The 18,170-nt window shown below is 65.1% G+C and carries 19 protein-coding genes; 15 read left to right on the forward strand and 4 right to left on the reverse strand.

The window, feature by feature from the left end; translation table 11 throughout:
- Positions 1–25: 25 nt before the first annotated feature.
- From LJE61_RS07715 to LJE61_RS07730, 4 genes are all read right to left on the reverse strand, one after another.
- Positions 26–1,030: an NAD(P)H-dependent glycerol-3-phosphate dehydrogenase gene (locus LJE61_RS07715; protein ID WP_296915094.1), complete on the reverse strand. Its 1,005-nt coding sequence runs from the start codon at positions 1,028–1,030 to the stop codon at positions 26–28.
- Between the two features lie 8 nt (positions 1,031–1,038).
- A complete protein-coding gene (gene secB / locus LJE61_RS07720; protein WP_296915097.1) occupies positions 1,039–1,524 on the reverse strand; it encodes a protein-export chaperone SecB in 486 nt (161 codons plus the stop codon).
- Between the two features lie 81 nt (positions 1,525–1,605).
- Positions 1,606–2,034 (reverse strand): rhodanese-like domain-containing protein, encoded by a 429-nt coding sequence (locus LJE61_RS07725; protein WP_296917958.1) that lies wholly within the window; start codon positions 2,032–2,034, stop codon positions 1,606–1,608.
- A 174-nt stretch (positions 2,035–2,208) separates the two neighbouring features.
- Positions 2,209–2,577 carry an ArsR/SmtB family transcription factor gene (locus tag LJE61_RS07730; RefSeq protein WP_296915102.1) on the reverse strand — a complete coding sequence of 123 codons (369 nt, stop codon included), beginning with the start codon at positions 2,575–2,577 and terminating at the stop codon, positions 2,209–2,211.
- Positions 2,578–2,880: 303 nt separating this feature from the next.
- Here LJE61_RS07730 and LJE61_RS07735 point away from each other — a divergent pair, with 303 nt between their 5' ends.
- The 15 genes from LJE61_RS07735 to LJE61_RS07805 form a co-directional block, all read left to right on the forward strand.
- Entirely contained in the window at positions 2,881–4,140 is a 1,260-nt protein-coding gene (locus LJE61_RS07735; RefSeq protein WP_296915105.1) for a murein hydrolase activator EnvC family protein, read from the forward strand.
- Positions 4,141–4,297: 157 nt separating this feature from the next.
- Positions 4,298–5,605 (forward strand): S41 family peptidase, encoded by a 1,308-nt coding sequence (locus tag LJE61_RS07740; RefSeq protein WP_296915107.1) that lies wholly within the window; start codon positions 4,298–4,300, stop codon positions 5,603–5,605.
- A 211-nt stretch (positions 5,606–5,816) separates the two neighbouring features.
- A complete protein-coding gene (locus LJE61_RS07745) occupies positions 5,817–6,371 on the forward strand; it encodes a DJ-1 family glyoxalase III (RefSeq protein WP_296915110.1) in 555 nt (184 codons plus the stop codon).
- A gap of 67 nt (positions 6,372–6,438) precedes the next feature.
- Positions 6,439–7,482: an MraY family glycosyltransferase gene (locus tag LJE61_RS07750; protein WP_296915112.1), complete on the forward strand. Its 1,044-nt coding sequence runs from the start codon at positions 6,439–6,441 to the stop codon at positions 7,480–7,482.
- Positions 7,479–9,380: a nucleoside-diphosphate sugar epimerase/dehydratase gene (locus LJE61_RS07755; protein WP_296915115.1), complete on the forward strand. Its 1,902-nt coding sequence runs from the start codon at positions 7,479–7,481 to the stop codon at positions 9,378–9,380. The genes LJE61_RS07750 and LJE61_RS07755 overlap by 4 nt, the downstream gene beginning before the upstream one ends.
- A gap of 231 nt (positions 9,381–9,611) precedes the next feature.
- The gene (gene gspE / locus LJE61_RS07760; RefSeq protein WP_296915118.1) at positions 9,612–11,492 is read left to right on the forward strand and encodes a type II secretion system ATPase GspE; all 1,881 of its coding nucleotides are present in this window, start codon (positions 9,612–9,614) and stop codon (positions 11,490–11,492) included.
- Positions 11,493–11,584: 92 nt separating this feature from the next.
- On the forward strand, positions 11,585–12,793 hold the full coding sequence (locus LJE61_RS07765; RefSeq protein WP_296915121.1) for a type II secretion system F family protein: 1,209 nt from the start codon (positions 11,585–11,587) through the stop codon (positions 12,791–12,793).
- Positions 12,794–12,935: 142 nt separating this feature from the next.
- Entirely contained in the window at positions 12,936–13,364 is a 429-nt protein-coding gene (gene gspG / locus LJE61_RS07770; protein ID WP_296915124.1) for a type II secretion system major pseudopilin GspG, read from the forward strand.
- Between the two features lie 29 nt (positions 13,365–13,393).
- Entirely contained in the window at positions 13,394–13,864 is a 471-nt protein-coding gene (locus LJE61_RS07775; RefSeq protein ID WP_519972675.1) for a GspH/FimT family pseudopilin, read from the forward strand.
- Positions 13,861–14,268 (forward strand): type IV pilus modification PilV family protein, encoded by a 408-nt coding sequence (locus tag LJE61_RS07780; protein WP_296915127.1) that lies wholly within the window; start codon positions 13,861–13,863, stop codon positions 14,266–14,268. The genes LJE61_RS07775 and LJE61_RS07780 overlap by 4 nt, the downstream gene beginning before the upstream one ends.
- Before the next feature lie 7 nt (positions 14,269–14,275).
- Positions 14,276–14,974, forward strand: a complete 699-nt coding sequence (locus LJE61_RS07785) for a prepilin-type N-terminal cleavage/methylation domain-containing protein (protein WP_296915130.1) — start codon at positions 14,276–14,278, stop codon at positions 14,972–14,974.
- Positions 14,975–14,979: 5 nt separating this feature from the next.
- Positions 14,980–15,885, forward strand: coding sequence for a type II secretion system minor pseudopilin (locus LJE61_RS07790; RefSeq protein WP_296915133.1), 906 nt, complete (start codon positions 14,980–14,982; stop codon positions 15,883–15,885).
- Positions 15,886–16,021: 136 nt separating this feature from the next.
- Positions 16,022–17,122, forward strand: coding sequence for a PilN domain-containing protein (locus tag LJE61_RS07795; protein ID WP_296915137.1), 1,101 nt, complete (start codon positions 16,022–16,024; stop codon positions 17,120–17,122).
- Complete coding sequence (gene gspM, locus LJE61_RS07800; RefSeq protein WP_296915140.1) at positions 17,119–17,733, forward strand: type II secretion system protein GspM; 615 nt, start codon at positions 17,119–17,121, stop codon at positions 17,731–17,733. Before LJE61_RS07795 ends, gspM begins: the two co-directional genes overlap by 4 nt.
- On the forward strand, positions 17,730–18,170 hold a 441-nt coding region (locus LJE61_RS07805; protein ID WP_296915142.1), incomplete at its 3' end, for a hypothetical protein. The genes gspM and LJE61_RS07805, both read left to right, overlap by 4 nt.

Raw genomic sequence — 18,170 nt, forward strand, 5'->3', positions numbered from 1 at the left:
GCCAGTCGGCTGGCGACGATCCGGATCAATCGAATTCCGGTTTCGGCTCGCGCTCGAGCAACGCCCGGGTTGCGCTCTCCGGTGACACCTGGTCGTAGAGTACCCGATAGACCTGCTCGCAGATCGGCATCTCGATGCCCAACCGGTCTGCCAGCCGGTGGACGGCCAGCGCGGTGAGGACGCCCTCGACCTCCTGGCCGATTCGGGCCTGCGCATCAACGAGGCCCTCACCGGCGGCCAGGGCCAGCCCCAGCCGTCGGTTGCGCGACTGATCATCCGTGCAAGTCAAGACGAGGTCACCGATCCCGGCCAGTCCCATGAAGGTCTCTTTGCGACCGCCCAAGGCCGTCCCGACCCGGATCAGCTCCGCAAGCCCCCGCGTGATGAGAGCGGCGCGGGTATTGGCTCCGAAACCGAGGCCATCGGCAATCCCGGTGGCGATCGCGAGCACATTCTTGGCGGCTCCGCAGATCTCGACGCCGACGATGTCCGGGCTCGTGTAGGCACGAAAACGCTCCCCGTGCAGGAGCCGAGCGACGCGTTCCGCGAAGGCGGCGACCTGAGATGCGACCGTCACCGCCGTCGGCAAACCCCGCGCCACCTCGCGGGCAAAGCTGGGGCCCGACACCACCGCCAGCGGTCGCGCACCGAGAATCTCCTGGGCGACCTCGTGCAGGAGCACCCCGCTCCCGGGACAGAGGCCCTTGGTCCCCCAGGCGACACCCATCGAGGCCGGGATTCGTTTGGCCAATTGCTCCACGACCGCCCGAAATGCATGACTCGGCACCACGATCAAACAGTCGCTGACCCCCGCAAGCGCTTGTTCGAGCGAGTCGGTCGCAGTGATGGCGGTCGGTAGCGCAATGCCGGGAAGAAACTGCCGATTTTCCCGGTCTCGAAGCAAGGCCTCGATCTGCGCGGGCTCGTGCCCCCAGAGTCGCACGCGGTGCCCGTTGCGACAGAGCAGGACCGCAAGTGCCGTGCCCCAGGATCCCGCACCCAGGACCGCAACGCTGGAGCCGGCTGGCATTGACTGACTCAATGTCGGCTCTGCTGGGCCGGCGTGTCGCCTTCGGCCCGCTGCGCCGCCTCACGTTGATGCTGGGCATAGAGTGCGTCGAAGCTCACGTGCTGCAGCACGAGCTGCGGGAAGCTTCCCTTGACCACCATGTCGGAGACAGCCTCGCGGGCGTAGGGAAAGAGAAGATTCGGGCAGTAGCCACCTAAGATCGGCCCGATCTCCTGCTCCGAGAAGCCGCTGATCGCGAAGATCCCAGCCTGTTGCACCTCGACGATAAAGGCCGTCTTGTCACCGAGCTTGGCCGAGACGGTCACCAGCAGAACCACTTCGTAGATGTGCTCCTGAATCTGATTGACCTTGGTGTTGAGATTAAGCTCGTGCGTGGGCTTCCACTCCCCGCGGAAGACATCGGGCGCGTTCGGGGACTCGAAGGACGCGTCCTTGATATAGACGCGCTGCACGGAGAGCTCTCGCTCCGGACGGGTATGCTCGTTTTCGGACATGCTGGGGCTCCTTGAGTTGGTCGTTCGAGTGGAGTCGAGGGTGGGGCGCGAGCCGGCCAGGCTCCGGCCACATCGCCTCGCTCAGCGCTTCTTGCGACTCAAGGGGAGATTGGCCGCCTCCCAGGCCATGATACCGCCGCGCAGATTGAACACCCGCTCGAATCCCTCTTTCCGCAACTGGTGACAGGCCGCCGCCGACTGAGAGCCGGACCGGCAGTTGACGATGATCGGCTTGGCCTTGTGCTTCGTCAGCGTCGCGACCTGATTCTTGAAGCCGTTCATCGGGATATTGAGCGCGTTGATGATGTGGCCCTTCGCAAAGTCCGCCGCCGGTCGCACGTCGACCACCAGCGCGTCCTGATGGTTGATCATCTCGGTTGCCGCCAAGGGCTCCACGCTGCCCTTGCCGCCGATGATGACGTTGTGGGTCAGCAGCCCGATGATCACGACCAGCGCTAGGAAGAGGTACCAGTGGTTACCGACAAATTCGACGAGTTGGTCTACCAGCATCGCTCTGCGATCTCGTTGGTTTATCAGCGTCGTCCAAACGCGGGTGGAGGTCGCGGGCCGGTTGGCCGGAGCGGCCGCAAACAGTGTCCCGAACGGCTTTCGGTGCCGTAGGAAGGATCCGAGGTGGCGAAGTATAAGGATGAGGGACCCAGGCGTCACCCCGCGAAGGTCGCATCAGTGCGCGTGCTGACAGAAGACCTCGCGCATCATGCCGATCAGACGAAGCGTGCGCCCGTCACTGACCCGGTAGTAAACGCGATTCGCGTCCTTTCGCGATGCCAGGATTCCCTTGTCGCGGAGGATCGCCAAGTGCTGAGAGATATTGCTCTGGGATGTCCCGACATGGTCGACGATCTCCTGGACGCTCACCTCCTGGTCACCCAGGGTGCACAAGATCTTGAGGCGAAGCGGATGGGACATGGCTTTGAGCGAGCGGGACGCCCGCTCGATATCGGCATCATCGGCGAACAGGTTAATCTCATCGTGGTCGCCCACCGGGTCGTTCAGGACTGGGCGGGAAGGCTGACTCATGTTGGTCACCATCGTGGTCCTGCCTGATCAATTTTTAACAATACAATAATAAACTCTTTCCAGCCGCGTGCGAAGCACTGCCCGACCCTCTATTGTCGCACTGAGCGACCGGCGATCGCGCGCCCGAGCTTCGATCCACCTCAGTCCGACAGGCTCCTAGGCGGGTATAATCCAGTGATCGACGAAGCCCACGACGCCGCCATCGCTTTGCTCACGCCCCCCCGAACAGTCCTTCGGTGCGACCTCGCCGCAGTGCCGCAATCTCGGCGCGGCCGGAGAAGGGAACGTCGGATCGCTTGTCGACTGGCCGGCGCGATGCTTGCCGCGGGTCTCGTCGCGGGCGCCGCCCTGGGCGAGTCCGAGACCGATCGGATGCTCGATGAGCGAACCCAAGACCTGCGGAGCATCCAGGAGCGGGTCGACGCGTTGAGCGGCGAGCTGGTGGATCAGCAGGCAGATCGACGGGCCCTGATCGAAGAGCTTGAGGCGCGTGAGCGCGAGGTCGCCGCGGCGGCTGTGACCGGGCGGGAGCTGACGCGGGAAGTCACCGAGCAGACGCGCGTCGCGGACGCATTGCGCGCTCGCCACCTCGAGGAGCACCGCGCGCTCGACGAGGAGCTCGCCCTCTGGACAGATCTCGTTCGTACCGCTTACGTCATGGGCCGCGCCGACCGTTTGCGCTTGCTCCTGAACCAAGAGGACACCACTCAGGCAAGCCGGATCCTCGCCTATTTCGCGTATCTCAATCGCGAGCAGCTGCGCAGGATCACGGCGATCCAGACCCGTGTCGAGAGGGTCGGCCGATTAGCGGCGAACGCCGAGCGAGAGACCGAGCGCCTGCTCGAGCTCGCCAAGCTCCAAGAGGCAGCCCGGCAGCACCTGGAATCGGCACGGCAAGAGCGCGCCGAGGCATTGAGCCGCCTGGAGGCGAGCATCGCCAACCGCACCGAGGATCTCCAAACGCTCAAGCGCGATGCAGAGTCGCTGCGTCGCCTCGTCGAGCACCTGAAACAGGGTGCACAGATCAGCGCGGAGCTGGACATCCGCCGAGATTCTTTTCCGGCGCGAAAAGGACGTCTGTCCTGGCCGCTTCTGGAGGGGCATGTCCTGGCCGAATTCGGCACGCCCAAGAAAGACTCGGATCTGCGTTGGGACGGCGTGCTCCTGGCCGCGCGAGAAGGCGAGGAGGTGCGGGCAGTCCATGATGGTCGCGTGGTGCATGCCGATTGGCTGCGCGGCTTCGGATTGCTCTTGGTGATCGATCACGGCGCGGGGTACATGTCGATCTACGGCCACAATGAGGCCCTCCTCAAAGAGGCGGGTGAATGGGTCGCGACCGGGGAGGTGGTCGCCCTCAGCGGAAACAGCGGCGGCCGCGACGAGCCCGTCCTCTACTTCGCCATCCGACACAATGGGAGGCCGCAAGACCCTGAGGCTTGGTGCGGCGACGCGGGTCGGCAGGGACATCGATCGAGGCCAAGCCGACAGGATCGCCTCGACGACCGGGAACGGCTGATCGGCGAATCGATCAAACAGGTCTGGGGCATGATCCGGATTCACCACCCGCGCGCATGAAACACCTCAGCCGTCGTCAATCACTGTTGAGGGTGGCGAAAACGTGCGATGCTTCAGGCTTGTTCCGGCTCAGTGGGACCCGCTGCGGCGCGTCAGTCGTCCATGCGCTGCCGAACGTCGCGCCGACTCCAACTTAAGCAACCCTTTCAGGCATGCCATGACCGACCGCCTTCAATCCGCCTTTGCCCTGGGTCTTGGGGCTTTGATCCTTTGGGCCACCTTCCAAGTCGAGGCCTCCTTCGCCGAAGCGGCCGAGGGCGCTGAGGCGCTGCCGCTCGATGAGCTGCGCGCCTTTGCCGAGGTCTTCGGTCGCATCAAAGAGGAGTATGTCGAAGGAGTGGACGACAAGGCGCTGCTCGAGGATGCCATCCGAGGCATGCTGTCCGGCCTCGACCCGCATTCCTCCTACCTCGACACCGAGGACTACCGGGATCTTCAGGTCGGCACCCGCGGCGAGTTCGGCGGGCTGGGGATCGAGGTCGGCATGGAAGACGGCTTCGTCAAGGTGATCGCGCCCATCGACGACACACCGGCCCAACGGGCGGGCCTCCAGGCCGGAGACAGTATCATCCGTATCGATCAGAAACCGGTGAAAGGGCTCAGCTTGAACGATGCCGTCAACCTGATGCGCGGTCAGCCGGGGACTCAGATCAAGCTCACTGTTCTGCGCAGCACCGAAGAAAAGCCCTTCGATGTCACCATCGAGCGCGCCATTATCCAGGTCGCAAGCGTGCGCAGCCGCATCCTTGAGCCGGGCTTCGGATACGTACGCATCTCCCATTTCCAGGCGCGCACCACCGAAGACGTTCTGAAGGCGGTCGAAACGTTGAAGGAATCGAACGAGGGCATTTTGAAGGGACTCGTTCTCGATCTGCGCAACAATCCGGGCGGGGTCCTCAATAGCGCGGTCGGTGTCAGCGACGCCTTCTTGACCGAGGGTCTGATCGTCTACACGAAAGGCCGACAGGAAGACAGCAAGCTTCAGTTCCAGGCCGGTCCGGACGATGTGCTCGCCGGCGCCCCGATGGTGGTGTTGGTCAACGGGGGCAGCGCTTCCGCCTCGGAGATCGTTGCCGGGGCGCTCCAGGATCACCATCGTGCGATCGTCATGGGCAACCAGACCTTCGGCAAGGGCTCGGTACAGACCATCGTCCCGATTGACGAGGCGACCGCCCTGAAGCTCACGACCGCCCGCTACTTCACCCCGTCCGGCCGCTCAATCCAGGCGCAAGGCATCGCACCCGACATCGCGTTGGAGCGCGGCGAGTTCCAACCCCTGGCCGACGCCGAGCTGGCCGACCTGAAAGAGGCCGATCTGGTCCGCCACCTCGATGACGAGGCCACGGAACCTGAGCCGGGTGCGGAAACCCCGGCGAAGCTGCTCATCACGGAGGATTTTCAGTTGGCAGAGGCGCTGAATGTCCTCAAGGGACTGGATATACTGAGCCGACGCGGCTCACCCTGAAACAGGCGATGCGCTGGCCGATCTCGGCATGCGAGTCGAACCAGGTGGCTTTGCGACTCGGGTGATGCTCAGTCGCCTCTGCGACACCAGATGACCGGGCCCGGCCCCCTGCGAAAACCAGCCGGTGCGTCGTTGCCTGGTCGAGACCACGCGTCCAGACCTGACCGGCGACCTGCTCGGGGAAGGTGCCTGCCAAACTCGGAGCCTAACGATGCCAAGGGTACTCGTCCCGCTCGCGCAAGGTTGCGAAGAGCTCGAAGCCGTGACCATCATCGACCTGCTGCGCCGCGCTGGCATCGAGGTCATCACGGCCGGACTCGACGCGCGTCCGGTCACTGCCAGCCGGGGTACCGTGCTGATACCCGACACGACCCTGGATGAAGCCGCGGGGCAGGCTTTCGATATGATCGCTCTACCCGGCGGGCTCCCGGGCGCTGACCAGCTCGCCGCTGACGACCGCCTGGTCGCGCAATTGCGGGCACAGCACGCCGCGGGCCGATATCTGGCGGCCATCTGCGCCGCGCCGAAGGTTCTAGCGGGCGCGGGCCTGCTCGACGGTCGGCAGGCGACCGGGTACCCTGGGGCCATCACGACCTCGGACTATCCCCGCGTGAGGTTTGTCGATGCACCGGTCGTCGTCGACGGAACCTTCGTGACCTCACGGGGGCCCGGAACGGCGATGGATTTCGCCCTGGAGCTGATCGAGGTCCTGCTGGGGCGAGCAGCGCGCGACGACGTTGAGCGCGGCCTGGCGCGCACTCTGTAAGAGGGGCGATCCTCGCGGTCGTCGCCGGCGTCCGTCCGCAAGCCGTGAGTCGAAGATACCAAGGACCATGACCCTGGAGACGCCGATTCAGGCTGCCCTGGCGGCCTCCTCATTCCTGTTGAGCCTCCTGGTCACGCGCTGGCTGGCCTCGCGCGGACCAGACCGCGGACCCGTCGACTACCCGAATGAGCGATCCCTGCACAGCACTCCCGTGCCGCGCAGCGGCGGCCTGGCCGTGCTCCTCGGATTAGGTGCGCCGCTCCTCTTGGCGGCGGCCCACGGGGACTCGGCGCAGGAGCTGCGGTGGCTGGGGTTCGCCCTGCTTCTGGTCGCGGGCGTCGCCTATCTGGACGACCTCGGTGACGTCCCGCGATGGGTGCGACTCATCGTCCATTGTGCGGCGGCCCTTGTGCTGATGGCTGGCGGACTGACTTGGTCGGTGCTCGAGATCCCGGGCTGGGCCCAGCCCTTTTCGATGCCCGTCACTGTCCTGCTGAGCCTGATCTACGTGGTCTGGCTGATCAATCTCTATAATTTCATGGATGGCATGGACGGCTTCGCCGGGGGAATGGCCCTGTTCGGGTTCTCGGCCTTCGCGATCCTCGGCTGGATCGGAGACGAACCTATCTTCGCACTGACCGCTTGCTGCGTGGCCATGGCTGCGGCCGGGTTCCTGGCGTCCAATTTCCCGCCTGCGCGGATCTTTCTCGGTGATTCGGGCTCGTCCAGCCTTGGCCTTCTCGTTGCCGCATTCTCTCTATGGGGCGCTGAGCGGGGGATATTTCCCTTGTGGGTTGCGTGGGTCGCCTTTTCGCCCTTCATTCTCGATGCAACCTGGACCCTGCTCGCAAGGGCGGTCCGTCGTGAGGCGATCTGGAAGCCCCATCGCTCACATCACTACCAGCGCCTGGTGCTCGCCGGCTGGAGTCATCGCAAGACCGTGCTCCACAGTTATCTGGTCATGGCCGCCTGCGCGGCCTCCGCGGTCGCCGCACCGGGTCTCCAGCCCCACGATCAGTGGCTGCTGATCGGGGCGTGGGCCGTCATATACGGCCTGGTCCATCTGAAGGTCCGGCTCGTCGAGCGAACCACCGCCGCGGGCCTGCGATGAACCCGCTCTTCGATCGCCTGCGCTCGCGCACGGCCGCCTTCACCCATGATCTCCTGATGATCCCGACTGCCTGGCTATTGGCCTATTGGCTCCGATTCAATCTCGATCGGATCCCGCCCGAATTCCTGACAGGTGCTTGGCAGTCGCTGCCGTGGGTCGTGGTCATTCAGGGCGGCGTCTTCTGGCTGTTCGGCCTCTACCGAGGCGTATGGCGTTTCGCGTCCCTGCCTGATCTGGTCCGGATCGTCCAAGCGGCACTGGCCGGCACGACACTCGTCGTCGTCGCCCTGTTCATTGTCAATCGCACTGAGCTGATCCCCCGTTCCGTTCCGGTCCTCTATCTGGGCCTCCAGCTGATCCTGCTGGCCGGGCCTCGGCTCCTCTATCGCTGGCTCAAGGACCATCGGCTCAATCTCAGCGCCGGAAAACGGGTCTTGATCGTCGGTGCCGGGCGCGCCGGGGAGATGCTGGCGCGCGACATGCTCCGCGACCCGCGGCACGCCTATTTCCCCGCGGGCTTCGTCGATGACAAGCCGCGCCGGCAAGGTGGTGAGGTCCATGGGGTTCCGGTGCTGGGTCCAACCGAGGCCATCCCCGAAATCGCCGCTCGTCAGGGGATCGACCTCTTGATGCTCGCCGTCCCCAGCGCCACCGCCAGAGAGATGCGTCGCCTGGTCGAGCTGTGCGAGGGCACGGGCTTGCCGTTTCGCACCGTGCCGGAGTTGCGTAACCTGATGACCGGACAGGTCAGCATCACTCAACTGCGGCCCGTATCGATCGAAGATCTGCTCGGCCGGGACCCGATCCAGCTCGACTGGTCGGAAATTCGCAAAGGGCTCTCAGGACGCGCTGTGCTGGTGACCGGCGCGGGCGGCTCGATCGGATCTGAGCTGGTCCGCCAGATCGCCGGTGCCGATCCTGCACGCCTCATCCTGGTGGACAATGGGGAGTTCAACCTTTACCGCATCGAAATGGAGTTGCGCGAGCACTATCCGACCCTGCATTTTGCTCGACATCTGACGGATGTGACGGATGCGGCGGCCGTCGACGCGGTCTTCGCCGAGGAGCGGCCCGAAATCCTGTTCCACGCCGCAGCCTACAAGCATGTCCCGATGCTCGAGGATCAGATCCGGGCGGCCGTGCGCAATAACGTCACCGGGACCCGGATTGTTGCCGAGGCGGCATCGCGCTGGAGTTGCGAGCGCTTCGTCTTGATCTCGACCGACAAAGCCGTCCATCCGGCCAACGTGATGGGCGCGACCAAACGGGTCGCAGAGGCCATCTGTCAGGTCCTCGATCGCCAGGCTGCCTGCCGCTATATCACGGTGCGGTTCGGAAACGTCTTGGGATCTGCGGGCAGCGTGGTGCCTCTGTTCGGCCGCCAGATCGAGCAAGGCGGACCCGTCACCGTCACCCATCCCGACATCGAGCGGTTTTTCATGACGATCCCGGAGGCCTGCCAGCTCATCATGGAGGCGGCCGTCATCGGCGAGGGCGGCGAGATCTTCGTCCTCGATATGGGTGAGCCGGTCAAGATCCGTTATCTCGCCGAGCAGATGATCCGGCTCTCCGGGCGCGAGCCGGGCGAGGACATCGCGATCCAATACGTCGGTCTGCGTCCGGGGGAAAAACTCTACGAGGAGCTCTTCTATGACTCAGAGGATCTGATAGCGACGCGCCACCCCAAGATTCGGGTCGCCCGCAGCGGCGACGGACTGGTCGCGGACAGCGTGGCTGACAACGTCGCGGCACTCGAGCAAGCCGCCGCATCGGGCGACCGGCCGGCGATGGAGCGGGTCCTTACCGGTCCGTTAGCCGGATGGCAAGCGGCCGCAGATCCCGCCGGGCGGACGGCGGAACAAACGGCGGGGATTGCCGACTCCTCGATCGGCGCCTGATGAAGCGCTGATCGAGTGGCCGTCCCGGCCAAGGACCAGCCCGGCAGCTTGCTGTGCTGCGGAACGCGCCGAAGGCTCCAGCGCCCCCTTGATGGCCCGGGTGCAAACGAACGGAACGCCGGGGACATCTGGACAGACTGTCCGATTTGTGGCACCAGTGGTTGACGCGTAGGGACGCGATGCAACCCCACTCGTCGTTGAGCGGGAGAGCCCGAGCCCGGAGGAAGATCTATGCAAGACGATGCCATCCTAGAGGAGGCCCCAACGATCAGTGCGACGCGCGATGATCGCGACGACCACTTGCCCGAGACCTCCGCACGCATGCCCTCGACCGCAGAGCATCTAGATGCCGTGCACTCGCAAGGGCGCGCCGCCGGCAGCTCGACGCCGACCGAGCCACTGCCCCCGCATCAGCAACCCACTGCCGAGGCCCGTGTCGTTGCCCACCTGCAAGAACGCAGCAAGCTCACGCTTGGCGATCTGGCTCGTGCTCACCGGCTCGCCGATGAGGCCGGAGACCCCCTGCTTCCCATGTTGGTCCGACTGGGGCTGATCTCGGAACGGGACATGGCTCAGGCGATGTCCGAGGTCCTCGACCTCCCCCTGGCCGACGCCGGCTCGTTTCCCTCCGAGCCCGTGCGTGAAGACCTCTTCAGCCTGCGGTTTCTGAAGGACGCCAAGGTCCTGCCACTCTCCGAGGACGACGACGCCCTCCAGGTCGCCTTCGCCCATCCGATCGATTCATACGCCGTCTCGGCAATGCAGATGGCTGCCCGCAAGCCCGTTGAGGCGCGGGTGGCGATGCCCAGCGAGATCGAGCTCGCGCTCGAGCGTCTCTACGAGAAAGTCGAAGAGGCCCCCGAGACCGCGGACGAATCACTCGGGGAATTCGACGAGGAAGACATCGAGCATCTCAAGGACCTGGCGAGCGAAGCACCGGTCATCCGGATGGTCAACCAGCTCATCCAGCGGGCCTTGGAATCACGTGCATCGGACATCCACATCGAGCCGTTTGCCGACCAGCTCAAGGTGCGTTACCGGGTCGACGGCATCCTCAAAGAGGTCGATGCCCCGCCCGTGCGCTCCACCGCGGCAGTGATCTCGCGAGTGAAGATCATGGCCAAGCTGAACATCGCCGAGCGGCGCCTGCCTCAGGACGGCCGGATCCCGATCCGGATGCAGGGCAAAGAGCTGGACCTCCGCGTCTCGACGGTCCCCACCATGTTCGGCGAGAGCGTGGTGATGCGCCTGCTTGACAAGGAGAGCGTCCGCTTTGACCTGGATGCGCTGGGGTTCGACGGGTCAGCGCGGGAACGCCTGCGTGGCATCCTCGAGAAACCCTACGGGATCCTGCTTGTGACCGGACCCACGGGGTCGGGTAAAAGCACCACGCTCTACACGGCATTGAGCCGGATGAACACCGAAGAACGCAAGATCATCACGGTGGAAGATCCGGTGGAATATCAGTTGCCCGGGATCAATCAGATCCAGGTCAAGAGCTCGATCGGCATGACGTTCGCGAGCGCTTTGCGGGCGATCGTTCGCCAGGACCCGGACGTCATCATGGTTGGCGAGATGCGCGACCTGGAGACCGCCCGCATTGCCGTCCAGTCGGCTCTCACCGGCCACGTCGTGCTCTCGACCCTCCACACCAACGACGCCGCCAGCGGCGTCACCCGCCTCTTGGAGATGGGTGTCGAGGACTATCTGCTCACCTCCACCATCAACGGCATCTTGGCCCAACGGCTGGTTCGCAGGCTCTGCCCGAGCTGCCCGGAGACCTACGAGGCGCGACCCGAGCTGGCAGCGCGGTTTGCCTCGATCGGGGCCGCCCCCTCCCAGGTGCAGCTGCGGCGCGCCGTCGGTTGCGACGAATGCAACGGGACCGGTTATCGGGGTCGGCTGGTCATCACCGAGGTCCTCGTGATGACCGATCAGATCCGCAAGGCGGTGCTCAGCCACGCCACCGCCACCGAGATCCGCCGCATCGCTGTCCTCGAAGGGATGGAAACCATGTATCTCGACGGCCTGCGAAAGGCACTCCAAGGCCGGACTACGATCGAAGAGGTTCTGCGCGTCGCCGAGGCCGGCGACGCGCCGACCGAGTATTGACGTCGGCGGACCTGCGGCGTCCGCGACCCGAGCTGTCGAAGTCGGGTCGCGGCTCCACGCGCTGCCGCGGAATGACACTGACGGGGACCAAGTTGCCAAAATATCTGTTTAAGGCCGTGAAGCCCGACGGGGAATCGGTCGAGGGCGAGCAGGAGGCTGCCGACGAAGCCACGCTCGTGCGCCAACTCCAGTCGGAGGGGCTGATCCCGATCGACACCCGCTCTTCGGCCGGTTTGCGTGCTCGGTTGGGACGGGTGCGACGCCGACGCCTCACTCAGAAGGAGATCGGCATCCTGACGCGCGAGTTGGCGACGCTCTTGGAAGCCGGGATGACCCTTGACCGCTCGTTGCAGATCCTCGTGGCCCTCACCGGCGAGGAGCACCTTGTCAAGGTGTTGTCGGATCTGCAAAACCGGGTCAGGGGCGGGGCCACCTTCTCCAGCGCGCTCGAGATGCAGGACGGGCAGTTCCCCCGACTCTATGTGAACATGGTGCGGGCAGGAGAGGCCGGCGGCGCACTCGACCAGGTCCTCGATCGTCTTGCCGATTATCTCGAACGCTTAGCCGAGCTGCGCCAGACGGTCACCTCCGCCTTGATCTACCCCTCCATCCTGCTGGTGGTCGCCGGGCTCTCGGTGATCATGCTGTTGGTCTTCGTCGTACCCCAATTCACGGTTCTGTTCGAGGATATGGGGGAGGCGCTTCCGCTGCCCACAAAGATCGTCGTCGGGGCCGGCGACCTGTTCCGCAACTATTGGTGGGCCATGCTCGTCGGCCTCGCCTCGATCGCAGTGGTGCTGGAGCGCTGGCTTCAGGATCCGGCCGTACGCGAGCGGGTCGACCACCAGATTCTGGACGTCCCGCTGATCGGCGACCTCGTCTGGAAGATGGAGACGGCTCGTCTCTGTCACACGCTGGCCACGCTCTTGAAAAACGGTCTTCCCTTGCTGAGCGCCCTGACCCTGGCGAAAGAGGTGGTTTCCAACCGCAAGCTCTCTGGACTGCTGAACGAGGCCGGCGACGACCTCAAACACGGCCGGGGTCTCGCGGGCCCCTTGGTCCGCCTCCAGGCCCTCCCGGATCTGGCGCTGCAGATGATCCGCGTCGGCGAGGAGTCCGGGAGTCTGGATGCCATGCTGGCAAAGGTCGCGAGCATCTACGACCGGGAGACCCGCTCCAGCGTTCAGAGTATGCTGACGCTCCTCGAGCCGATACTCATCATCGGCCTCGGCGTCATCGTCGCAGGAATCATCGTCTCGATCCTGATGGCCATTCTGGGCGCGAACGAGCTGGTATTTTGACTCCAACCGAACCGAAAGACACGTCATCACGCTCGGCGGATCGGTCACGTCGGGCGGGCTGCTCGCGTTCGATAGCGCCTTGGTCCCACTTCGCCGGCACAATACAATGTGCACGGACAGAAACAAGCATCCCAGTCAAGCCATGTACGCCATCAAACACAAGCGCCATCGCGGTTTCACGCTCGTCGAGCTGCTCGTCGTCCTAGCGATCCTCGGCCTGCTCGCCGGGCTGGTCGGTCCACAGGTCATGAGCTTCCTCGGCTCATCCAAGACCAAGACCGCAAAGCTGCAGATCGAGAATCTCGCGGCCACCCTGGACATGTACCGATTGGAGGTGGGTCGCTATCCGACCCAATCAGAGGGTCTGCAGGCCCTCGTGGAACGCCCGGCGAACCTGCAGAATTGGAACGGTCCCTATCTGCGAAAAGGCGATGTCCCGAAGGACCCCTGGGGGTTCGACTACGAGTACCGGTTCCCCGGCGAGCACGGGGCTGTCGATATCTGGTCGCTTGGCGCGGACAATCGTGAGGGCGGCGAAGGCGAGAACACCGACATCCGCAGTTGGGACTGAACCCGTCACCTCAACCTGCGCCGTCGCGCATCGGGCTGCGCCGGCGACGCGATCCACGGCACCGGGGTTTCACCTTGGTGGAGCTGCTCGTGGTCCTGGCGATCGCCGCCCTGGCCATGTCCGCGGTGCCGCCGCTCTTCTCGGCCGCCCTGCCAGGGCTCGAGATGAAGGCCGCGGCTCGGCGAACCCTTCACAGCCTCCGATTGGCCAGGGAGTCGGCCATCCGGCAGGGCACGGATCTCGGTTTGGTCGTAGACGTCGAGGCGCGCCGCCTGGAGCTGCCGGGACACCGCGTGCTGACGCTCCCGAAAAGGCTCGACCTGACGCTGGAAGCTGCGGAGCAGGAGATGCTGGACGACCAACGCGGGGCAATCCGTTTCTTTCCCGACGGAAGCTCCACCGGAGGGCGGGTGATCCTGGCCTACGGTGATTCCGGCTATCAGGTCGGCGTCAACTGGCTCACCGGGCGGGTCCGCATGGCACCTTGGGTTCCGGAATGAAACACACTGCAATCAGGGGTCCGCGGGAGTCCGGCTTCTCCCTGCTGGAGGTGCTCGTCGCCTTCGCAATCCTCGCGATCTCCCTCGGGGTGTTGATGCAGATCTTCTCGCAGGCGACCCGAACCACCCTGGTTTCGTCGCAATACAGTCGTGCCGCCTCGCTGGCCGAGGCCAAGCTGAACGCGGTCGGGACCGAGATCCCCTTGGAGGAAGGCGCCGTCTCTGGCGATCCGGAAGACGGCATCGCATGGGAGATCACGATCGTGCCCGTGTCGCTTGGCGAGACGTCTGTTGACGCTCCCCCCGCCATGCCGTACCGCATCAACGCGACTGCACTCTGGCAGGATGCCGGCCGGGTGCGCAGCCTCACGCTAACGACCCTGCGCCTGGGCGAACACTTCTAGGGGCACTGTGCTGAACGAGCCGGGAAACGGATTCACCCTGATCGAGCTGCTGATTGCGCTGGCCATCGTCAGCCTCATCACGCTCATGTTGTTCTCCGGTTTGCAGCTCGGATCCCGCGCCTGGGAAGGGGTGGATGCGATTTCGGAGCAGGTGTCCGAGGTGCGGGTCGCGCAGGACTTTCTGCTGTGGATGCTGACTCAGGCTCGCCCAACGACGCTCACGCTCGATGGCGAGGTCGTCTCAGTCTTCGCCGGAGACAGCGAGCGCCTGGAGCTGGCCGCACCCCTGTCGGAGCATGTGGGCGTCCCCGGTCTATACGTCCTCCGCCTAGGTCTGGCGCCCATCGGCGATGGCCAAGGGCTGGTCCTGACGCACTGGCTGGCGCATCCGGAGGTGCTCCAGGGATCCAACGGCATCCCACCCTGGGAGCCTTTGGATGAGGACTCAGGCCTCTTTGTTGAAGATGAAGACTGGTCCCGCGATACCGACGCCGCAGCCGGCGCCTTTGGCCGGACCGTGCTGCTCGAGCCGGTCGGGGAGCTCGCAATCGCCTATTTCGGGATGGCCGACGGCGATCTCGAGCCCGACTGGCATGAGGAGTGGCTCGGCCAGTCGACCCTCCCGGCATTGCTGAGGATTCATCTCAGCACGCCGGCTCAGACCTGGCCCGATCTGGTCGTCAAACTGCCCGAGAGTCTCATGTGAGGGGGATGCGTCACAACGGCATCGCCCTCGTCCTGGTGCTCTGGGTACTGACCCTCTTGACCGTGATGGCCCTCGGGCTGACCGCGGCGCAACGCACCGAGACCGCATTGAGCGACAATCATGTCTCGGCCGCGCGCTTTCGGGCCCTGGCCGATGCCGCTCTAGCCTATACCGTCCTCGTCTTTGCGATGCCCCCGCCGGAAGCGACCGACCCGGAAGCCGCCGCATGGTTGCCCAACGGCGTTCCCCGGCCCTGGCGGATCGCGGGTTCCGACCTGCAGATTCGCGTCACCAATGAGACGTCGCGAATCGATCTCAATCAGGCCACTCCAGAGCTGCTCGCGGCCCTGCTTGTGGCGCTCGGCGCGGAAGACGCCGTCGCGGAGTCCGTTGCGGCGGCCATCGTGGATTGGCGCGACGAAGACGACCTGACACTCCTCAATGGCGCCGAAGATCGCGACTACCGCGATGCCGGACGCACAATCGGCGCAAAGGACGCCCCTTTCGTGATCGCCGAGGAGCTCCTCCAGGTCATCGGAATGACGCCCGAGCTGTATGAGCGCCTGGCCCCGGAGGTCAGTGTCGATATCGACGACGCCAATTTCGAAGAGCGGTTTGCCTCCGCCGCGGCCGTGGCCGCATTGGAAGGGATCCCTCTGGATGAGGCACAGGCGCGCGTCGCCGAACGCGACGCACCCCTGTTCGAGGACAGCGGCGGACCTCGCTTCGTCGATCGCGGAGGACCCCTCTATCGGATCGAGGTCGGCGAGGTCGGCCGGGGCCGGCTGGGCCGCAGGATGGAAGCCCTGATCGAGACCACGCCAGGCGAGCAGCCGCCTTATCGGGTGCGTTGGCGCCGATTCGGTCTGACAAACGCGCCCCCTCCGTCGAGCGAGCTGCGCAGTGATTGACTGGCGCACGGGCGCGCTGTGGACGTAAACTGCGGGGGCAGGTTGCCAGCGGTCGTCGCTCTCTGGCATCGGGTGACGACAACCGACGGTACCCGGTGTGCAACCGTCTCTTACCACGCGATGACGACCATCGACCATGGCCCTCCTAGATCGTCTCAATTTCTTGGTTAAGGGCCCACGGGGCGCTGGCATTGCGGCCCTTGACGGGGTCTATGAGGGCCTCCGTGAATCGCTCTCCGCCTGCCTGCCCAAGCGGGTAAGGCGCATGCTGGCGAGGCGCCGCCGGCGCCTCATCATCGAGCCTGAGCGTGAGGTGGCCCGGGTCGTCCTGGCGGTGGGTGAAGAGCGCGAGCCGGTCGGCGCGGTGGACCTGCATGCAATCATCCCTTTCCCCGACATCAGCCACTCCGGACAGGAGCGGGCCCCGACGCGCGAATTGATGCTGCCGCCTGACGCCATTCTGACCCGCAGGGTCTCTCTGCCGGCTCAGGTCCGAGGCAATCTTGCTCAAGTGATCCGATACGAGCTGGATCGCCTCTCACCGTTCCAACCGGATGAGGTCCTGTACGATTTCTCGATACGCCCCGGCCCGAAGGGCGCTCGCCGCCTGAACGTGGACCTGGCCCTGTGCCGCCGCGACCTCGTCGCTCCATGGATCAAGCGGCTCGGCGATGCGGGCGCACCGATCGATCGGGTTTGGTGGGATGGCGCATGGTCGAACGCCAACCTCTTGCCGCCTTCGGAGCGTCCGAAGCGCCGCTTGGAGCTCTTCAGTCTCGACAGGCTGCTCTGGACATCGGCGCTCTTGCTGGTCGCGGCCATTCTGATCGGCCCTTGGTGGCAGCGCCAACGGATCGCCGAGGCGCTCGACTCGCAGGTCCGGCACGCCCGGATCGAAGCCGTCGCGGTCGACGATCTGCGCCAGGAGCTGGAACGCGCCCGCTTGGGCAGCACGGCGGTCCTGCAGCAAAAATGGGACGAGCCGAATGTCCTCGTCATGTTGCGCGAGTTGACCGAGCGCATCCCCGACGACACCTGGATCCAGACGTTCGACTACAACGACGGCCGGGTCGAGCTGCGGGGTGAATCGGGCCAGGCCACCGCCCTCATCGCCCTGCTGGAGCAGGCTCCTGGGATGGATGAGGTCTCATTCAGGTCGCCCGTCACCCAGGTCCCGCAAACCGGCAAGGAACGGTTCAACATCTCGCTGCGTTTTTCGCGAACGAGGGAAGAATGAGCTCGCGACCGACGTCGAACATTCTGTGCGTCCTGGCCTGGGTCCTGATCATCACGATTCCCCTGCTGGTCACCGGAGCCCTGGCGATGTCCTGGACAGCGCAGATGGGTCGCCTCTCCGCCAGGATCGCAGACAGCGAGGATCAGCTCGCGCGTTATCGGCGAATGATTCAGACACTGCCGAGCCTTCAAGCCGAGCTCGAGCGTGTGCGCGCCAACGAGACCTTCAAGGCCTTCTATTTCGATGCCCCCACCCCCGCGCTGGCCGGCGCCGAGCTGCAGCGCCAGGTGCAGGATATCGTGAACGCGGCCAGCGGCCGCCTGATCAGCACCCAGCTCCTTCCCGGCCCCCCGGACGAGCGTCCTCCACGAGTCCGGGTCCGCACCCAGATCCAGGGATCCACCGAAACCCTGCTCGACATCCTCTATGATCTCGAGCAGCAGCGGCCCTTTCTGTTCGTCGATCAGCTCTCCATTCGGTCTTCGGCGCGTCCGCAACAGCCCGCACGCGACCCCAGAGGACGTGTGATCAGGCGCCCCCCCGTCAATCCCAGCGGCGAGCTCACGATGCGACTCGACATCTTCGGCTTTACACTCGGGGGTGACCAGTGACAAGGCTGATCCCCGGAGCCATCCTCGTCACCCTCGCGGTCGTCCTGATGGTGCAATGGAGAGACTGGCCTCCCGATCCATCGCGGGCCGGCCTGACCGAGCCGCCCGCGACGGACCCGGCGGACGGCAGGAAAGCCGAGGACGCCTTGGCCCGATTGATGCCGCCCGACCCGAAAGACAGCTACACGAGCGTCATCGACCGCCCGTTGTTCCGACCCCAGCGGCGACCGGAGGATCCGGATGAGACTGAGCCCCCGGACCTCGTCGGGCCGGATCTCGCGGCCGCGTTGGACGGAATGGATCTCAGCGCGGTGATCATCTCATCGGACCTGATCTCGGCCTGGGTGCAGGATCCGGGTCAGCCCCGACTTCGGCGTCTGCGCATCGGCGATGAGCTCGAGGGCTGGTCGGTTCAGGACATTCTGCCCGACCGAGTC

The organism is Thiocapsa sp. (assembly GCF_022340925.1).
Taxonomy (GTDB): domain Bacteria; phylum Pseudomonadota; class Gammaproteobacteria; order Chromatiales; family Chromatiaceae; genus Thiocapsa.